Source organism: Collinsella ureilytica (genome assembly GCF_019795105.1).
In the GTDB taxonomy this organism is placed as follows: domain Bacteria; phylum Actinomycetota; class Coriobacteriia; order Coriobacteriales; family Coriobacteriaceae; genus Collinsella; species Collinsella ureilytica.
Genome location: NZ_JAIMFO010000004.1, coordinates 133348 through 148853, shown reverse-complemented (window position 1 = coordinate 148853; position 15506 = coordinate 133348). Strand labels below are relative to the sequence as shown.

General features: G+C 53.3%; 18 protein-coding genes. 6 read left to right on the top strand and 12 right to left on the bottom strand.

The window, feature by feature from the left end; translation table 11 throughout:
- The first annotated feature begins 13 nt into the window (after positions 1 to 13).
- Positions 14 to 1018, top strand: a complete 1005-nt coding sequence (locus K6V98_RS00770; protein WP_222198623.1) for a LacI family DNA-binding transcriptional regulator — start codon at positions 14 to 16, stop codon at positions 1016 to 1018.
- Here the strand turns inward: K6V98_RS00770 and K6V98_RS00765 are convergent.
- From K6V98_RS00765 to K6V98_RS00750, 4 genes are all read right to left on the bottom strand, one after another.
- A complete protein-coding gene (locus K6V98_RS00765) occupies positions 1000 to 1677 on the bottom strand; it encodes a type IV toxin-antitoxin system AbiEi family antitoxin domain-containing protein (protein WP_222198622.1) in 678 nt (225 codons plus the stop codon). The genes K6V98_RS00770 and K6V98_RS00765 overlap by 19 nt on opposite strands.
- 363 nt (positions 1678 to 2040) lie before the next feature.
- Positions 2041 to 2793, bottom strand: a complete 753-nt coding sequence (locus tag K6V98_RS00760; protein WP_222198621.1) for a DeoR/GlpR family DNA-binding transcription regulator — start codon at positions 2791 to 2793, stop codon at positions 2041 to 2043.
- A 124-nt stretch (positions 2794 to 2917) separates the two neighbouring features.
- Positions 2918 to 3157, bottom strand: coding sequence for a hypothetical protein (locus K6V98_RS00755; RefSeq protein WP_222198620.1), 240 nt, complete (start codon positions 3155 to 3157; stop codon positions 2918 to 2920).
- The gene (locus K6V98_RS00750) at positions 3151 to 3681 is read right to left on the bottom strand and encodes an MDR/zinc-dependent alcohol dehydrogenase-like family protein (protein WP_222198619.1); all 531 of its coding nucleotides are present in this window, start codon (positions 3679 to 3681) and stop codon (positions 3151 to 3153) included. The genes K6V98_RS00755 and K6V98_RS00750 overlap by 7 nt, the downstream gene beginning before the upstream one ends.
- Before the next feature lie 20 nt (positions 3682 to 3701).
- Between K6V98_RS00750 and K6V98_RS00745 the strand changes: the two genes are divergently transcribed.
- The 3 genes from K6V98_RS00745 to K6V98_RS00735 all read left to right on the top strand — a co-directional run bounded on the left by K6V98_RS00745 (position 3702) and on the right by K6V98_RS00735 (position 5771).
- Positions 3702 to 4196 (top strand): PTS sugar transporter subunit IIBC family protein, encoded by a 495-nt coding sequence (locus K6V98_RS00745; protein ID WP_222198618.1) that lies wholly within the window; start codon positions 3702 to 3704, stop codon positions 4194 to 4196.
- 87 nt (positions 4197 to 4283) lie between these two features.
- Complete coding sequence (locus K6V98_RS00740; RefSeq protein ID WP_222198617.1) at positions 4284 to 4832, top strand: PTS mannitol transporter subunit IIA; 549 nt, start codon at positions 4284 to 4286, stop codon at positions 4830 to 4832.
- Positions 4833 to 5003: 171 nt separating this feature from the next.
- Positions 5004 to 5771, top strand: coding sequence for a Cof-type HAD-IIB family hydrolase (locus K6V98_RS00735; protein ID WP_222198616.1), 768 nt, complete (start codon positions 5004 to 5006; stop codon positions 5769 to 5771).
- A 198-nt stretch (positions 5772 to 5969) separates the two neighbouring features.
- On the opposite strand, the gene K6V98_RS00730 is transcribed toward K6V98_RS00735, so the two are convergent.
- The 3 genes from K6V98_RS00730 to K6V98_RS00720 all read right to left on the bottom strand — a co-directional run bounded on the left by K6V98_RS00730 (position 5970) and on the right by K6V98_RS00720 (position 7748).
- The gene (locus tag K6V98_RS00730; RefSeq protein ID WP_222198615.1) at positions 5970 to 6389 is read right to left on the bottom strand and encodes a Fur family transcriptional regulator; all 420 of its coding nucleotides are present in this window, start codon (positions 6387 to 6389) and stop codon (positions 5970 to 5972) included.
- A gap of 180 nt (positions 6390 to 6569) precedes the next feature.
- On the bottom strand, positions 6570 to 6989 hold the full coding sequence (locus K6V98_RS00725; RefSeq protein ID WP_222198614.1) for a flavodoxin: 420 nt from the start codon (positions 6987 to 6989) through the stop codon (positions 6570 to 6572).
- A 39-nt stretch (positions 6990 to 7028) separates the two neighbouring features.
- Positions 7029 to 7748 (bottom strand): DUF3793 family protein, encoded by a 720-nt coding sequence (locus K6V98_RS00720; protein WP_222198613.1) that lies wholly within the window; start codon positions 7746 to 7748, stop codon positions 7029 to 7031.
- A gap of 168 nt (positions 7749 to 7916) precedes the next feature.
- Between K6V98_RS00720 and K6V98_RS00715 the strand changes: the two genes are divergently transcribed.
- Positions 7917 to 8303, top strand: a complete 387-nt coding sequence (locus tag K6V98_RS00715) for a heavy-metal-associated domain-containing protein (RefSeq protein WP_222198612.1) — start codon at positions 7917 to 7919, stop codon at positions 8301 to 8303.
- 242 nt (positions 8304 to 8545) lie between these two features.
- Here K6V98_RS00715 and K6V98_RS00710 read toward each other — a convergent pair whose 3' ends face one another.
- The 5 genes from K6V98_RS00710 to K6V98_RS00690 all read right to left on the bottom strand — a co-directional run bounded on the left by K6V98_RS00710 (position 8546) and on the right by K6V98_RS00690 (position 13278).
- Positions 8546 to 8905 carry a hypothetical protein gene (locus tag K6V98_RS00710; RefSeq protein ID WP_222198611.1) on the bottom strand — a complete coding sequence of 120 codons (360 nt, stop codon included), beginning with the start codon at positions 8903 to 8905 and terminating at the stop codon, positions 8546 to 8548.
- Positions 8898 to 10181 (bottom strand): Y-family DNA polymerase, encoded by a 1284-nt coding sequence (locus tag K6V98_RS00705; protein ID WP_306792637.1) that lies wholly within the window; start codon positions 10179 to 10181, stop codon positions 8898 to 8900. Before K6V98_RS00705 ends, K6V98_RS00710 begins: the two co-directional genes overlap by 8 nt.
- Before the next feature lie 160 nt (positions 10182 to 10341).
- Entirely contained in the window at positions 10342 to 10665 is a 324-nt protein-coding gene (locus K6V98_RS00700; protein ID WP_222198609.1) for a hypothetical protein, read from the bottom strand.
- Positions 10666 to 10724: 59 nt separating this feature from the next.
- On the bottom strand, positions 10725 to 12104 hold the full coding sequence (locus tag K6V98_RS00695; RefSeq protein ID WP_222198608.1) for a hypothetical protein: 1380 nt from the start codon (positions 12102 to 12104) through the stop codon (positions 10725 to 10727).
- 226 nt (positions 12105 to 12330) lie between these two features.
- The gene (locus tag K6V98_RS00690; protein WP_222198607.1) at positions 12331 to 13278 is read right to left on the bottom strand and encodes a hypothetical protein; all 948 of its coding nucleotides are present in this window, start codon (positions 13276 to 13278) and stop codon (positions 12331 to 12333) included.
- A gap of 221 nt (positions 13279 to 13499) precedes the next feature.
- On the opposite strand from K6V98_RS00690, the gene K6V98_RS00685 reads away from it, so the two are divergent.
- A complete protein-coding gene (locus K6V98_RS00685; RefSeq protein ID WP_306792636.1) occupies positions 13500 to 15485 on the top strand; it encodes an NAD(+) synthase in 1986 nt (661 codons plus the stop codon).
- Positions 15486 to 15506 lie beyond the last annotated feature (21 nt).

The window sequence follows — 15506 nt, the reverse complement described above, 5'->3', positions numbered from 1 at the left end:
GGCAGGGTCTTAAGTGGCAAATATTCGTGAGATAGCTCAGCGTAGCGGTGTATCAGTAGGAACAGTATCCCGCTATCTCAATGGAATAAAAGTACGGGATGCAAATGCGCGAGCGATTTCACGTGTTGTAGAGGAACTTGATTATCGTCCGAATATTCTCGGTCGTGCACTCACGAAAAATAAAAGCTATACCATCGGTGTCTTGATGTCTAATGCGGGTAATGTCTTTGTGGGTTCAAGTATTGGACGGCTTGAGGCTGAGCTTGAGCGCGTGGATTATTCCGCACTCTTCATCGATTTTCACGGCGATGTTGATGTGCTCATGCATAAGATTCGTTTTCTTAGAAGTCGATTGGTAGAAGGTATTGTCATTTTCTCTTCTGAGGTTGATGCTCAGTGTTTGGAAGCGCTTCCGCAGCTAGATATCCCCCTCATTGTGGTTGATAACCCAATGCCACATTCTGAAATCGATTCGATAGTGGTTGATAATGCAGATAGTACAAAAAGAGTTGTCTCAGCGATGCTCGATGCGGGACATCAGCGGATAGGAGTTATTGCGCCCTCACAAACTACGTATGTCGGACGTGAGCGCCTAGTAGGTTGGCAACGTGCATATGCTGACCGTCATGCGGAGGCATATAAGGGAGATATTCAGATCTGCGATTCTACTAAGCTTGGTGGTTATCGCGCGGCTTGTCAGCTGCTTGATCAGGGCGAAGTGACAGCCCTTTTTGCGTGTAATTATTACATGGCTCTCGGTGCCCTAAAGGCGGTAAATGAACGAGGTTTGCGACCTGGGTCTGATATCGGATTCGCAAGTTTTGACGATTACGATTTTAGTGACGTTATGTTTCCGCCGCTTACAGTAATACGCCAGCCCATGGAAGAGATTGTTGATCTCATCATTGAGATGATGCGACAGCGCCTACAGGGTGATCGGAATGATTTCGGAACGCATATGCTTACGTGCGATGTCGTTCTGACCGATTCTATTCACGCTCAGCTGGCTCCACAGTGAGAGCAATGCATTTTCGAAGACCATCTGCCACCCTCTTTCAGAAGAATCTCGAACAGGCTTTGAGAGGTGGTATGACCTCTGCGAGGTGCTCGTTTATTAACCTCTTTGATGAGCTTAGTTTCATCATGGATCTTGCCTTGGCTGAGCGCATCGCATAGAACATTCGAGATCAGGCTGAGATCTTCTCCTACGTCAATAAGATCAATAACCGTGCGCTCTGGCGTTGTGGTAGGTAGTCCAGAGACAAGCATGATGTCTTGTTGCTTGACGCATCGCTTGCGCAAGCGCATATGAGGGCGCTGCGTTTGACGGCGGTCTTTTGTGCAGAACTCATAAGGTGTAGGTCCAATTTCACCAAGTTCAAGCAGCCATGCCGCTGTTGAGCCCATGACAATAGGGGAGTTCGAATCGAAAGGTGATCCAGGCTGTCTTGTGGGATTGAGCGAAAGCCAGACTGCGAACACCTCTTCTTCGCGTGAGCTTGGGGAGCCTCCCATTCGGTAGACGCCATGCGCAAGTCTTTCAATATTTCCGCTCTTCTCTAATCTTGAGAGCGTATAGCGCTCAATTCCAGTTTGTTTTGCTTGCGCTGTAGTGAATAACCCCTTCTGAGAAGAAGCGATATCGTTGAGGAGTCGTATGTCTTCAAGAATTCTCATGCTTGAATTGTAGCATAATACGCAACAATTCAAGCAACTTAATAAGAGGATTCAAAAATGGTGAAGCTTATTACGCTTCTTGATGACAGTTTGTTTGCTCCGCTGGAGACTACATCGGAGCAAGTCATTTCACGGGGTGGTTGGCTCCACAGTGAGAAATGCGAGCTGCTGCCCTAGCGTTTCTGGTGCCCTGGTTTCCTGGCACTCAGGTTCTCTGGTGCCCGGTGTGCTTGATCTAGGTGTCTAGATGCCGATGTTCTGGGCGTCCCAGTTGCCGGTAGCCCAGACACCTCAGATGTCCCGATGTCGGCGTCTCAGGCCTCTGAAGCGCCTAGGTGTCTCAGCCGCCAGTGCCTCAGAAGCTTAAAGCACTTCGACGCCTGCGTTGCTGCAGGCAAGCAAGAAGTCTTCGGGTAGCTTTCCATCACTTACCACAATATCAATCTGATCAAGATCGCATACGGTGAAGGTGCTGCGGCGGCCCACTTTGCTTGAGTCCATGAGGGCAATAACTTCATCGGCGCGTTCAATGCAGGTTTGTTTGAGACTCGTCTCTTCGCTTGATCCGCAGACAACGCCTCCATGCATGGTATAGCCCGTAATGCCCATAAAATACTGGTCAAATGAGAGGGTGCGTACGCTACTCAAAGCTTGGCTTCCATTGAGGCTCATGCTATAGCGATCGAGCTCGCCTCCGGTCATATATACGCTTGGGTGCTTTAAGCGAGCAAGCTCTGCTGCACAGGTAATGCTTGAGGAAAAGACCATAATCGGCTCGTCGGGAAACGAGGCAGCAAGTGCCGTGGTGGTGCTCCCCGAGTCAAGAAAGACAGTGGTATTCGGTTTGATGAGCTCAATGGCCTTGCGTGCAATTTGTTCTTTTTCATCTGCATGCTTGCTCGTGCGCGTCGCAAGCAGGCCATCGGTTCCAATGATCTGTTCAACGGATCTGGCTCCGCCATGAATGCGAACAATTTGCCGATCAGCATCGAGTGCTTTGAGATCAGTACGAAGCGTCATGTCTGAGACGTCAGGAAATGCGTCTTTAATCTGGTGGAACGATACCGTTCCCATACGATTAACCATATCAACAAGTGCGCTACGCCTCTGCTTCATTCTGATCCTCCTTGGTATCGTTTGTATCATACCAGCTTGAAAGCGTAGCGTAAGAGCGTAAACGGGGACACCGTAGCTTTGAGCATGGTGTCCCCGTGCGTGCAGGTAATGAGGCAGTGTGCGATTATGCCCAACGCTTGAGCAAATAGCGCTCAGCCTCAGGGCACCAAAGCCCACGATTCACTTCAACAATATCTGCCAAACCAGCAAAGCGCTCGTCGGTGTCTGCCTGGCTCCGCAGCTCATCTAAGGCTGTGAGCGGCATATTGATATGGGTATAAATGAGCTTCTTGCCGCCTGGAATATTGGGCAGGTTGAGCGTAGTTTCTGCTGCAGCGTCAAGCCCGCCAATGTGAGTCACCATAACGGCTGGATCAATCCGACCAGCAGCGGTGAGCTCAAGTGACTCAATTTCGTCTGCAGTATTTCCGCCCGTGGTGCCCATGACATGGGTTGATCCATAATGAATATCGTAGAAGTTAATGGAGTAGAAAACTCTTTGTCGGTAGGTTCTGCAAAGAAGTTGAGGCAGCCATCGCGTCCTAAGATAGCAGCAGAGAGCGTAACGACTGACGCAACAGGTGCATAGCAAAGTACGTCGTCAAAACCAGTGCCGCCACTCAGCTCGCGAAGTCCTGCTGCTTGGTCTTCAAGCTCTCCGTTGTTGACAAAGATCAGATCAATGCCCGTCTCCTCCTTGACCTCTGCAGGAGGGAAGAGCTCAGCTGCTCGATCAAGACGGCTTTGGTCAATATCTGCTCCGACAACGAGGCCGGGACGACGGTCACAATGCAGGGCGTAGGTCAGCGCGCCAAGCCCCATAGGGCCTGCTCCAGCTACAATGGCGAGCTTGCCGCCCTCGCGAATTCCCATTTCATGCTCATACACGCCAGTCTGCTCTTGGTGCCGTGGTCATTCACTTCTTTGGTGGTATCCACGAGATTTATTTCCCCTACGTACTCATGAATCCACGCGTGATTATTGCTCCAATTGCGGGCAATATTGCAGCAATTGCATGGTTTAGCGTTATGAAGGCAGGTCTTACTTCTGCGGCTTCCCCGGGCTCCATCATTGCCTTCATGTCCATGACACCTCCTGATCTGGTGCTTATCAACTTTGCAGGCGTTGTACTTGCAGCTGCGGTTTCCTTCCTGATTGCAGCACCCACTGTTCGCTCGGCAGCCGCAGCAGATCTTGAGCGTGCGAGCGAGAAGGTGCGCTCGATGAAGGGCAGCTCTGAGGCCGCAGCGATTTCGGGTACAGAGGGCAGCACCATCGTATTTGCTTGCGATGCTGGCATGGGCTCTTCTGCTATGGGCGCGACGCGCTTCCGTAATCGTTTGGCAGGGGATCGTCCTGATCTGAAGGTTTTGCATTCGAGTGTTGATAGTGTTCCAGCATAGGCGAGCATTGTAGTTTGCCAACGCACCCTCTCTGAGCGGGCACGTCGCAGCGCTCCTTCAGTCCAGATTGTAACGATCGATAACTTCTTGGATGATCCTGAGCTTGATGCCTTGTTTGAAGCACTCACTTCAATGTCGTTGGCGCACGGGCTCGTATCTGGAGAAATTGCTGCACCCGCTCTGAAAGAGAAAGCTAAGCAAGCTCCTGCTCTCGCAATTTCTGCAGCAGATGTTCAGGTGGGGCTTGCATCGCTCTCGCGTGAGGATGCAATTCGAGTTTCGGGCGAGCTGCTCGTGCAAAAGGGTTGCGTTGACGCGGCCTATATCGATGCCATGGGTGCCCGCGATAAGCTCACGAGTGTGTATCTGGGTATGGGAGTTGCCATTCCACACGGAACAGCTGAGGCAAAAGACTCCGTGAAAAAGACCGGTGTTGTAATTCAGCAGTATCCTGCAGGTATTGATCTTGATGGAGAGAAGGCATACTTGCTGGTAGGAATTGCTGGTAAGGGAAGCGAGCATCTTGAGGTTTTAGCTGCGATCAGTGAGGTGCTCGAGGATGAAGCGGTGCTTGAAAAGATGAAGACCACCGACGATGTAGACTGGATTGTACGCTCACTCACAGAAGGGCAGTGAGTTAGCGCAGAAAGCTGTGGCGGGCGTTTGGCCTCGGTCATAGAGCTTATTCGCAGCCACATGCTCCCTGCTGACTTCTCAGGGCAGCCGTCGGTTAAAATCGGCGGCTGTCCTTATGTGTATTGCTGATAGTATGGGGACACGCATGAGCACCGAGGCCGAAGGGCAAAGATGATCAAGGCAGTCTTTTTTGATGTAGATGGCACACTTGCGAGCTTTAAGACGCATTCCGTTCCACCTTCTGCCCAGGCTGCTCTCGACGAACTTCGTCGGCAAGGGATTTTGACCATCATTGCAACGGGTCGAAGCCATGGTTTGCTCGCGCCTGAGCTTGCTCAGGGATTTGATGCGTATATCACGCTCAATGGTCAGTTGTGCTTTGATGGCGAGGGCGTCTTTCGCGATTGCCCGATTGATCCCAAGGATGCAAAAACGGTTGTTTCTCAAGCCGCCTCTGGCGCGTATGACCTCCTTGTTTTACACGAAGATAGCTGCTTTATTAACCGGCGTGGCGAGCGTGTAGCAGACATTGAGAAAACAGTAGGTATCACCTATGAGCTTGGTGATTTGTCCTTAGCGCTTGAGCGTCCGATCTATCAGTTCTGCGCATTTGTAACGCGTGAAGAAGAGGCTCAGATTCGTGAGGCCTGTGAGCATGTAGCTCTCACCCGCTGGATTGATGGCTTTTGTGATGTGGTTCCCGCAGCGGGCGGAAAAGGCTATGGCGTGCGTGCAACCCTTGAGCGCTTTGGTATCGATGCTTCTGAGGCAGTTGCCTTTGGTGATGGAGAAAATGATCTGCCGATGTTTCAAGAGGTAGGCACGGCAGTTGCGATGGGAGATGCTTGGGAGCAGGTGCAAGCTCAGGCTGATTTTGTAACAGCCTCAGTTGATGAAGATGGTATTTGGAAGGCCTGCGAGCATCTAGGTCTGGTGTAGGTGTGGTGATGTCAGCGGCGTTGTGCTCGATGTTGTGGGCGGCATTGTGGGCGGTGCCGGTGCCACAAGAGAGCGCCGACGCGCAATAGGCATCTTAAACAGCATGCTTCTTGGTGGCTCGTGCCTGCTCAGGGCATCGTAGGTACAGGAGCCCATTGGATCCGTTTGCCTATATCGTTTTGTACGTGAATGAGCAGCTTATGCGTGCTTGTGGGCGTCTTGATTGCGCACTGCATCGCGCTGGCAAGCGGGGCAAAGCCCATAGAAGACCGTGCTATGCGAGCTAATTTTGTAACCCGTATGCGATGAGGCTAGGCTATCGAGCTGGTTATCAGAGGGGAGTGGGGCATCTGCAATTGCTCCACACGAGGTGCAAACCACATGGGAGTGGTCATCGGTTCGCCAGTCAAAACGATTGCCGCCAGGAACATGCACCGAAGAAATTAAACCTGATTCTTCGAGTAAATTGAGATTTCGATAAACCGTACCGCGGCTAATCTTTGCATCCTTGGTGCGGACATCGGTAAAAATATCTTCTGCCGTGGGATGATCGCTGCGCGCAAGGACGGCATCAAGTACCAGCTGGCGCTGGTGAGTATGACGACGACGAACTTCCATGACCCTCCTTTCATGTTAGCGCGCATGGTATTTTAACGATACCACAGGGTAGTGTATACAAGCGCCCGACCAGTTCTTACTGAGCACGTCTGCTTCAGAAAGACCCGGCCGGGCACGTGATGGTAGGCACTCCGTATGTGTTCAGCGTGCGAACTCAGTGATCAAATAGCTCGCTTTTCGTTACACGAGCTTGGCACCTAAGACCTGAGCTGAGGCCTCTCCCTCCGCATCGGGTGCGTCGTAGACGATCAGGGTATCTACAACGTTCACGCCAGCAGCATCTGCGTCGGCGCGCCAGGTTTCCATCCACTCTCCATCTGCCCACTCATAGCTTCCAAAAAGGACAACCTTGCGATCTCCATAGAGCTCTTTCGTATCGTCCCAGAATGGCTGGAACTCGTCGTACTCAAGCTCTTCTGAGCCCATCGCGGGGCAGCCCAGAGCAAAGGCCTCATAGTCGCCCAAGGTAGCCTTGTCAAAGTCAGAAACCTGGAAAAGCTCAGCCGTACCGCCAGCCTCGTTAATGCCCTCAACCACGGCATTTGCCATCGTTTCAGTATTGCCCGTGCCACTCCAATAGATTACTGCGATCTTTGCCATATCCATTCCTTTCTTTCTGCCGCGTATGCGGCGCTTGTTCTATGCGCACGCGACGGCGAGCTTTTCAAGCCCAACGCCCCGACGATAGCGAGTTTTGAGTTGCTCACGTGAGGTGCGGATCTGCTCAAAGGCACGCTCAGCACCTTCGCGATCTTCATATACCTTCCAAGGACCGAGCAAAATGAAATTCTGACCCTTGTGCCGAATAAAGCCATCCACATCTGCAAAGGGGTAACCGAGAAAATAGCCCACCTCATGCGGAAAAGTTGGCCGCGCGCAGTCCAAATCTGAGCAGGTGCTTGGAACAGCTACGTGGCCGGATGGATGACGCGGAGCGAGTACTGGCTCAGAGGCTTGCCCACAGATTGCGAGCCGCTCCGCCAAGATATCGATCTTGGCCTCATGGCTGGTTTTGGGATAGCCAAAGGCCGTAAGTGCCTTTTGAGCATGAGGATGAGCTAGATGGGCTTCAAGGGTGCTTGGGCGATAGAGCATGATGAGGGCACCGCATCGGCGCCAGACAAGCACGCGAAGGCGAATTCCTGCTTGGGCAAGCGTGCGCGAACAAATTGTACAAGCACGCATCAGCTCAGAGCGCGCCTGTGTAATCTCGTCGTTTTGCTGTCCGCCATCTTGCTCGTAAGCCACAAAGCGGCCGGGGAAAGTGAAGAGGTTCGCGGGCATAATGCCGGTGATTGTCGGTGCCGCATTGCGGATGAGCGATGCCTCAAGTGTGGCTGCGTTGATGAGCCTAGTCACGTCCATCCCCTCAGAATCCGTTCGGTTAGCCTCCTGTAACTTATACAGCTTTCTGGCTGTGGGTCAAGGTATGAGTGCACTATTTCTAACTTTTCATCATGAGAAGTGCTCTGAGGGGTATAGTTGGGGTGTTTACAGAGAGACTTTCAGCCTGCGGGAGGCCGAGCTATGGAAGCCCTTTTGACGCCTGGCAACATCGTTGTTGCTCTCATTGTTCTAGCTGCTCTGATTGTAGGTGGGAGAAAGATCTTTGGAGGCATTCAGGGTTCATCGAGTTGCTGTGGGGCGCGTGATGTTCAGCCCCGTCGGCGTCGTGTGCAGATAGAGGATACTGATGAGAATAACTATCCGTATCAAGCTGATCTTCTGATTGGTGGCATGTCGTGTGAGGGCTGCGTTCAAACCGTGGAGGCGGCCTTATGTAGCCTGCCTGGCATATGGGCAACGGTCGACCTGAAACAGACAGAGGCTCATATCCGCTCCAAGCATCCCATTTCTTTGCCTGAGCTTGAAGCAGCGGTGAAGTCAGCTGGTTACTACGTGGCTAAGATATAAACTCGTATTGCATGTGCTCTGAGCTCTCAGGTCTGATATCGTACGTCGCCTTATGTGGTGCACGTTTGCAGGCTGGGTGCGCTGTCTGATATAGCGGCTGCTCACCGGTCGGTAAGGTTCTTCACGCGGCGATGATTCTCGACCGCAACCGGCGCGTACAAAAATTGGCTACCTACGCCCACTGATATGGTGGCATCTGGTGGTGTGTTGTCCGACCATGTGAGCTGCACGAGCAGAGTTTTCTAGCGTTCAATCGAGCGAATGTCATCAAAAAAGACTGGGTGTCCGTCTAATACCAGGCGTTTGAGCGTAGGGATAATCTCGCTGACCTTGCCTGCTCGAGTTCGATAACGACCGTGTTCATAGCAAGTGACCCGAATCAGATCTCCCCGTTTGATTTGCATTACGGCATTGGAGAGGGCTCGTGCCTCTTCTTCGGTTGGCTCGTGGCGAGGCTCAGGCATATGCTCGCGCTTGCGGATGAGAGCCTCATATCCAGAAAGTGCCGCAAAGGGTGCAAACTGAGCTGCTCGACTGGCCGAAATCTTAGCCTCTGCCATCTCCCACTGACGATTGTTTTTGCGTGGCATCTGGTTAAGCACGGTGGCCTCCGATCTGCTCATTGCGCTCGCGACCAGTTGCTCCTGGTCGAAAGCTCGTGCCTCGCAGTAAAGCGTTTTTCCCGAATCGGCTCTTTACGTCATTGACGGTATGAGCAAGTCGGCGCTCACGTTCAAGCGCACGCACATTGGTGAATAGGTTGATATCTGCCTTTGCTTCAGGCGCAAGATCATAGAGACCAATGGCGAGCCGCCGGATAGGGCAGGTAGGATCAACCCGATGAGTAAAGAGCTGTAAGAAGGCTGGCCAGAGCTCAGCGAAAGATGCCGTATGCCCTGAAAGCTTCTGTGAGCCGCCGGCCTTGCTCGGTGATTGAAGGCCATGATGCGCTGATCCCTTCCAGGTATAGCCCGCCTTGAGGCTGATGCCACCGGCAACTTGGCGACGCTGAACCAAATCGAGAACGGCCGTATCAACCATCTCGCGCAGAACTACACGCGCCTCATCCAAGCTGTAGTCTCGTATGAGAATCTGGCCGCTCATCAGCGATGAGGCCTTTGGTTGCCAGCTCTGAATATCTTTGATGGTGGCAGATTCCCTCCCATGAGCATGCGCAATGAGCAGATCGGCCTTTACGCCAAACTCTCGATACAGGATTGCAGGATCGAGCGCAGCAAGGCTCATGAGGTCAAACACGTGATATCGAGCAAGACGGGTGGCAATGCCTCGCCCAATGCCCCAGATATCGGTGAGTGGGCGGTGTGGCCAGATTTCGCTGCGAAAGCGCGCATGATCCAGCACGCCAATGCCGTCGGGGCTATGCTTGGCTGTGATATCGAGGGCAACCTTTGCCTGAAATAAATTCTCTCCAATACCAGCGGCCGCCGAGACACCCGTGCGGCTCAGTACAGCGTCCATGAGCATGCGTGCGAGCTGGTGCGTGTCTGAACCATAGAGCCCGTGGTAGGGGCTCGCATCTATAAAGCATTCGTCTACTGAGTAGACATGGATATCTTCGGGACTGAGGTATTCCAGATATATACCATAGATCTGGGCGGAAACCTCCATATAACGCTGCATGCGCGGGGTGGCGGTGATATAGCGAATGGATGGGGGAATCTCAAATACGCGACAACGATTGCGCACACCGAGCCGTTTCATAGCAGGGCTTACTGCCAAGCAAATGGTTGATTGACCGCGTGTGGGATCAGCAACGACGAGGTTTGTCGTAAAAGGATCCAGCCCACGGTCTGCGCACTCAACCGAGGCGTAAAAGGTTTTGAGATCGATACAAAGATACGACTGTGTAGTTCCCATATACATGCCCTCCCGAACCCAGTATACACGAACATATGTTCTAGTAAGGTGCTCGGGAACTCATCTTAGGAGAGTGCGAAGACATGTGTAGCACGCCGGCTGCTGAACAGCTGAACTATGTGAGCTGAAAAGCGTGGCTGCGTGCGGGTGCGAGGCGTGCCTACCTACAGGGGGTATATGTGAGTCTCAAAGGAATATCGTCTTGTGTTGGGGCGAGCTCTACGATGAGCGGACTTCCATCTTGAGTAAAAAGACCGGTAGCAAGGGTAGTTGTTTCTGCATGACTGTCTGCATCAGATGGCGCTTGATCTGCCGACTTATCGCCGTTCAAAAGATCGTGTTCTCTGCGATGTGTTTGCGTGCGCAGGGCAAGCGCAAGCTGAATGCGGAGTGCATGAGCTGTCCACTCGCCAGGCCAAGCTGCGCGAGCAAGCGCGTCAAGTGAGCTGGGGTCAAGGTAGATGTTGCGTCCGAGTTCTTGCAAGGCTGCTACAACAGGATCGGTGAGCTGCTCATGTTCTCCTCGCCAGAGAAGGGCTCCATCTAAGCAGTTCGGAGATAAGCTTCATTCCCTTGGATCTCTTCAAGCATCCACCCACCTGTGTTTGCCGCGCCCGTCGTTTTGCTGATAGTGACCGTAAGCGGGGTGCCCGCTGTACTTGCAAAGCGCAAGGGAAAGCGTGCACGATTGCGGGTGCCGGTGATGAGCGCGAGTCCGCGAGCAATGCGAAAGTCGTCAGTGAGTAAGGCAAGCACGTCGGTACCTGTGAGCGTGAGACCCATAAGGCGAGCGAGAAGAGCTTCTGGGATGTACACCTCAGAAGAGAAGTCACGCGGGTATTCAGCCAAGGCACGCTCAGAGGGTGGTGTGTCTGGGCACGCTGCATCGTCATGCTGCACGCGTGGCTGAACTTGCTCTTGCGGACTTGCTGTGATGCGCAGCTGGGGTGGGGCAGTGGACTCTGTTTGAACGTGAGCAGCTGTTTGAACCCCTGAGGTGGACTGCGGGAGTGAGGTTATTTGAGTGTGTAGGGCAACGTGTGAACTAGCAGCTACCTTGATACTTGATGAAGGCTGCATGGCAGCTTCTTCGGCAGGCTCGATTTGAGCGTCGGGCATTGCTTGAGAGCCTGAAGCCGGTTCTGTGCCAGCAACTTGAGTGTGTAGGGCAACGTGTGAACCAGCATCTGCTTTGATACGTGATGAAGATTGCATGGCAGCTTCTTCGGCAGGCTCGATTTGAGCGTCGGGCATTGCTTGAGAGCCTGAAGCCGGTTCTGTGCCAGCAACAGTCGTGCGCATTGTCGGAGTTTGGGTGTCAGCAGCTTCTGGGGTATGGGGGGAGCATTGAGTATCAACGGCCGCTTCATCTTGCAGGGTAGATTCGGCGTGAGCACGTGGAACGGCAGCGCTTTGAGCATCTGAAGCCTGCTCGAGAGCTTTGTTTTGAGCCGTTGTTTGAGCGCTGGAAACACCAGCGCTTTGAGGATGTGCAGCACGCTCGGAGCTCAGCGTCTGAGATGCGACGTGTGCCTTCGGTTCGGTCGAGCTCGGTTCTTTCGGCTTCACACGGCGTGGACGCTGCGGCTTAAGGGCACGAGCCTGCCGACGGCGGCGTTGAGGCTTGGTTGGTTTGGTTGTCTTTTCAGCATCTAAGATCGCATCCCAAGAAGGCCGGGTTGGAATCCGAACATAGACGCGGCCTCCCTTAAAAACGGTGAGGTTCACCATGTCGCCCAAGGCTTTCATGAGTTCGCGTGTGCTTGAGAAACCGAGGTCTTCCCCGGTGAGGTTTTCTGCTACAAGAACCTCTTCAATACGTGGCAAAAATACCTGGCGATCAAGGCCAATCTGCCTTCGTAAGAGCTCGTAGAAAAACAGTCGATTCTGTTCAGAAAGCGTGGGGGTTTCGCTGCGCGCCATGGGTACCTCAATCCTTTATGTCGTGTTGCAATCTTAAGCCCTCTGCGCGGTTTCTGCAGGAGCTTCGTTTCTGCTCTGCAATGAGTGTGCATGCAGGACTCCGCTCCAACGCTGTTCATCCACCACGCGCGTCTAAGAGTTTCTGGCAGAGATCATGCAGAGCGACTCAGCTCATGCTGTTTCAGCAGGCGCTGAAGCCGATGCCTGCCGATGTATCGGCTCTTACCTAGGCTCCCGATGGCTTTTCTGCAGGTGTTTGAGGCTTGCCAGCATCCGCGCGCCCATCCTGCTTTGGACGGCTCGGATCTTCAGGCGCTTTCCCTTCCTCAGGAGTTTGCGTGTCTGAGGTTTCTCCCGTTTGCTTATTGGGTTTCTCACTCAGATCTTCTGTTCCAGCTTCGCCCTTTGCATTCTCTTTGCCTTTGTCTGTTTGGGTGGTCTTGTTCTCGTCTGTCTGAGCTGTTTTATTCGGCGTGTTGGTATCGCTTGCCTCGCGCTGCGCTTCCGCGTCATGATCGGTATCTGTTTTGTGCGTATCTGAGATTCCTGGCACCTCCTGGCTTTGTTGGGAGGTGCGGCCGAGCAGCTGGTCGACTTGGATAACGGGTTTTGGTCGCTCACCTACGCCCTCACCGCGTGTGAAGAACAGAATGGCACCAGCACTGAGGGCTACGGCAAGTATTGCGGCGATAATAGAAAAGATAATCGCTTTGCTACCCATGCCGCGCCAGGTAAAGATCGGTCTGCCATCGTCGTAGCTTGCACGATGAGCATCTGCTTGCACGTTCGTACCAGCAATGGGCGCAATGCCTTGGAGGCGCTCGGCGGCAGAGCCAGGGGCAGGCGAGGAGGTGCTCTCCATAGTTCGATTAATGCGGCGAGCTCCTGCTGCAAGGGCACGGCGATACAGCTGAGTTGCAATAACGGTGACCACCGAGCTAATGGCGGCACCGATGACCGATCCATAGACACCGAGCCGTGAGGCAAGCAGGACTGAAGTTGCCGCCGCTCCAGCTCCGGCAAAAAGTTGGGTGAGTGAGATGTCAGAGAGCAGGCCTGTCTGCTTAACTGGAATTGGTTGAGTCGCGTCAATATTGACGCCTAAGTGTTGTGTGGCTTGGCGGCTCGTTTCGATCGTTTCGGTTTTCGAAGCGCCGTCTTGTTTCGATGCCATCAGATCCCCCTTGAAGCTCTTTGAGGTCTATGAGAGTACTACCCGAATTGGCGCTCGTCTCCCGCCGCGTCCTTGAGTTCAGAAATATGAGACACACGTGAGGGCTCCGTGAAGATCGACCTTGGCTCTGGACACTGCACCAGGCCCGATCGGGGGCGCACGCCAGGCTGTTGGATGAGCGCGGTACAATACCGGTGACTGCGCAGATGAGAGGAGCACCGATGGATTCTTGTGCAGATGGCTTTTTTCGCATTGCAGCGGCCACGCCCCGCATCCGTGTGGGTGACGTCTTAGCTAATACGGAGGCAGTGCTGAGCTCCATTCGCTCGGCAGCATCGGCTGGTGTTTCTGCGCTTGTCTTGCCTGAGCTGGTGCTTACGGGTTATACCGCGCAGGATCTTTTCTTAGATCGCACACTGCTTGAGGCAACGCGCGCTGCGCTGCAGCGGATTCTTGCTGAAACAGCAGATCTTCCGCTGTTCATAGCGATTGGTATGCCTGTTGCGTACGAACATCATCTGTATAACGCTGCTGCCATATGTTTTCAGGGTCGCCTCCTGGGTCTCGTCGGTAAGCACAACCTACCTCACCACGGTGAATTTCATGAAACACGCTGGTTTTCTGAGGCACCCGCGCGTCCGATTCAGATTCGCATGTTCGGACAAGATGTATGCCTAGGTTCAGGCCTTGTTTTTGCTTGTACTGATGAGGGAGCAGAAGCTATCCGTATTGGAGTAGAGATCTGCGAGGATCTTTGGGTGAGCAATCCACCTTCAAATACGATGGCAACATGCGGTGGGGCAACGGTCATGCTCAATCTTTCTGCCTCAGATGAGCTGGTTGGCAAACAAGCGTGGCGACGCCAGCTTATTTCTTCTACCTCCGCTCGGCTTTTTTGCGCGTATGCCTATGCTGATGCTGGATGGGGAGAGTCCACGACCGATCTGGTATTTGCTGGTGCAAATCTCATTGCAGAAAACGGTGCGATCCTCTCTGAGACAAAGCTCTTTTCCTCTGATATAGCGGTTGCTGATATTGATCTGGTGCGTCTGGTTTCTGAGCGCCGCCATTCGAGCACATGGGCAAAAGATACTACGGCTTGCTTGGCAGAGGGCATGAGTCAGCCCACCATCATTCCCTTTTCGTTTGGAGCGAAAGCACAGCCGCTGCGCTATGCGCTTGAAACAAATCGTTCATGGTCAGCCCATCCTTTTGTACCACCAACCGATTCAGACCTTGCTCACCGCTGCGAAACCATCTTGGGGATTCAGGCAACGGGCTTAGCCACGCGGCTGGCACATACAAAGACCACCTCTGTTTTACTGGGACTTTCTGGTGGGCTTGATTCCACCCTTGCCTTGGTAGTCTGTGCTCGAGCGTTTGACCTGTTGGATCTTGATCGCTCAGGTATCCATGCCGTATCTATGCCCGGCTTTGGTACCACTTCGCGGACGCGCACGAATGCTGAGCGCCTCGCGTGCGCCCTTGGTGTGGATTTTCGGGTCATACCCATTGGAGATGCGGTGAGCCAACACTTTGCCGATATTGAGCATGATCCGGCTGTGGTCGATGTGACCTTTGAAAATGCTCAGGCGCGTGAGCGCACACAGATTTTGATGGATCTGGCCAATGAGCTTCATGGTTTGGTGGTGGGTACGGGCGACCTCTCTGAGCTGGCGCTCGGCTGGGCAACGTATAACGCAGATCATATGAGTATGTATGGGGTGAATGCCGGAGTCCCCAAGACCTTGGTTCGCTATCTCGTAGCCTATGCTGCACGTACATCTTCGACTGAGACCGCAGCGATCTTAGAGGATATTCTGAGCACGCCCGTGTCTCCAGAGCTTTTGCCTCCAACAGGTGAGGGAGAGATTGCTCAGCGCACAGAAGACCTCGTAGGCCCTTATGAACTACATGATTTCTTCCTGTATTACCTCGTGCGCTTTGGGGAGCGTCCGGGAAAGATCTGGCGCATGGCATGTCGAGCCTTTGCAGATACCTATGATCCAGAGACGATTCGCACATGGCTTGCTGTATTTTATCGCCGCTTCTTCTCGCAGCAGTTTAAGCGGAGCTGTTTGCCGGATGGCCCTAAGGTAGGTTCGGTTTCACTTTCCCCCCGGGGGGACTGGAGGATGCCGAGTGACGCTACCGCGCAACTTTGGCTCGATGAGATTGACCAGCTCGCTCAAGAGGAAAACCACTGAGTGCGGCGGGCTCAGGAGGGT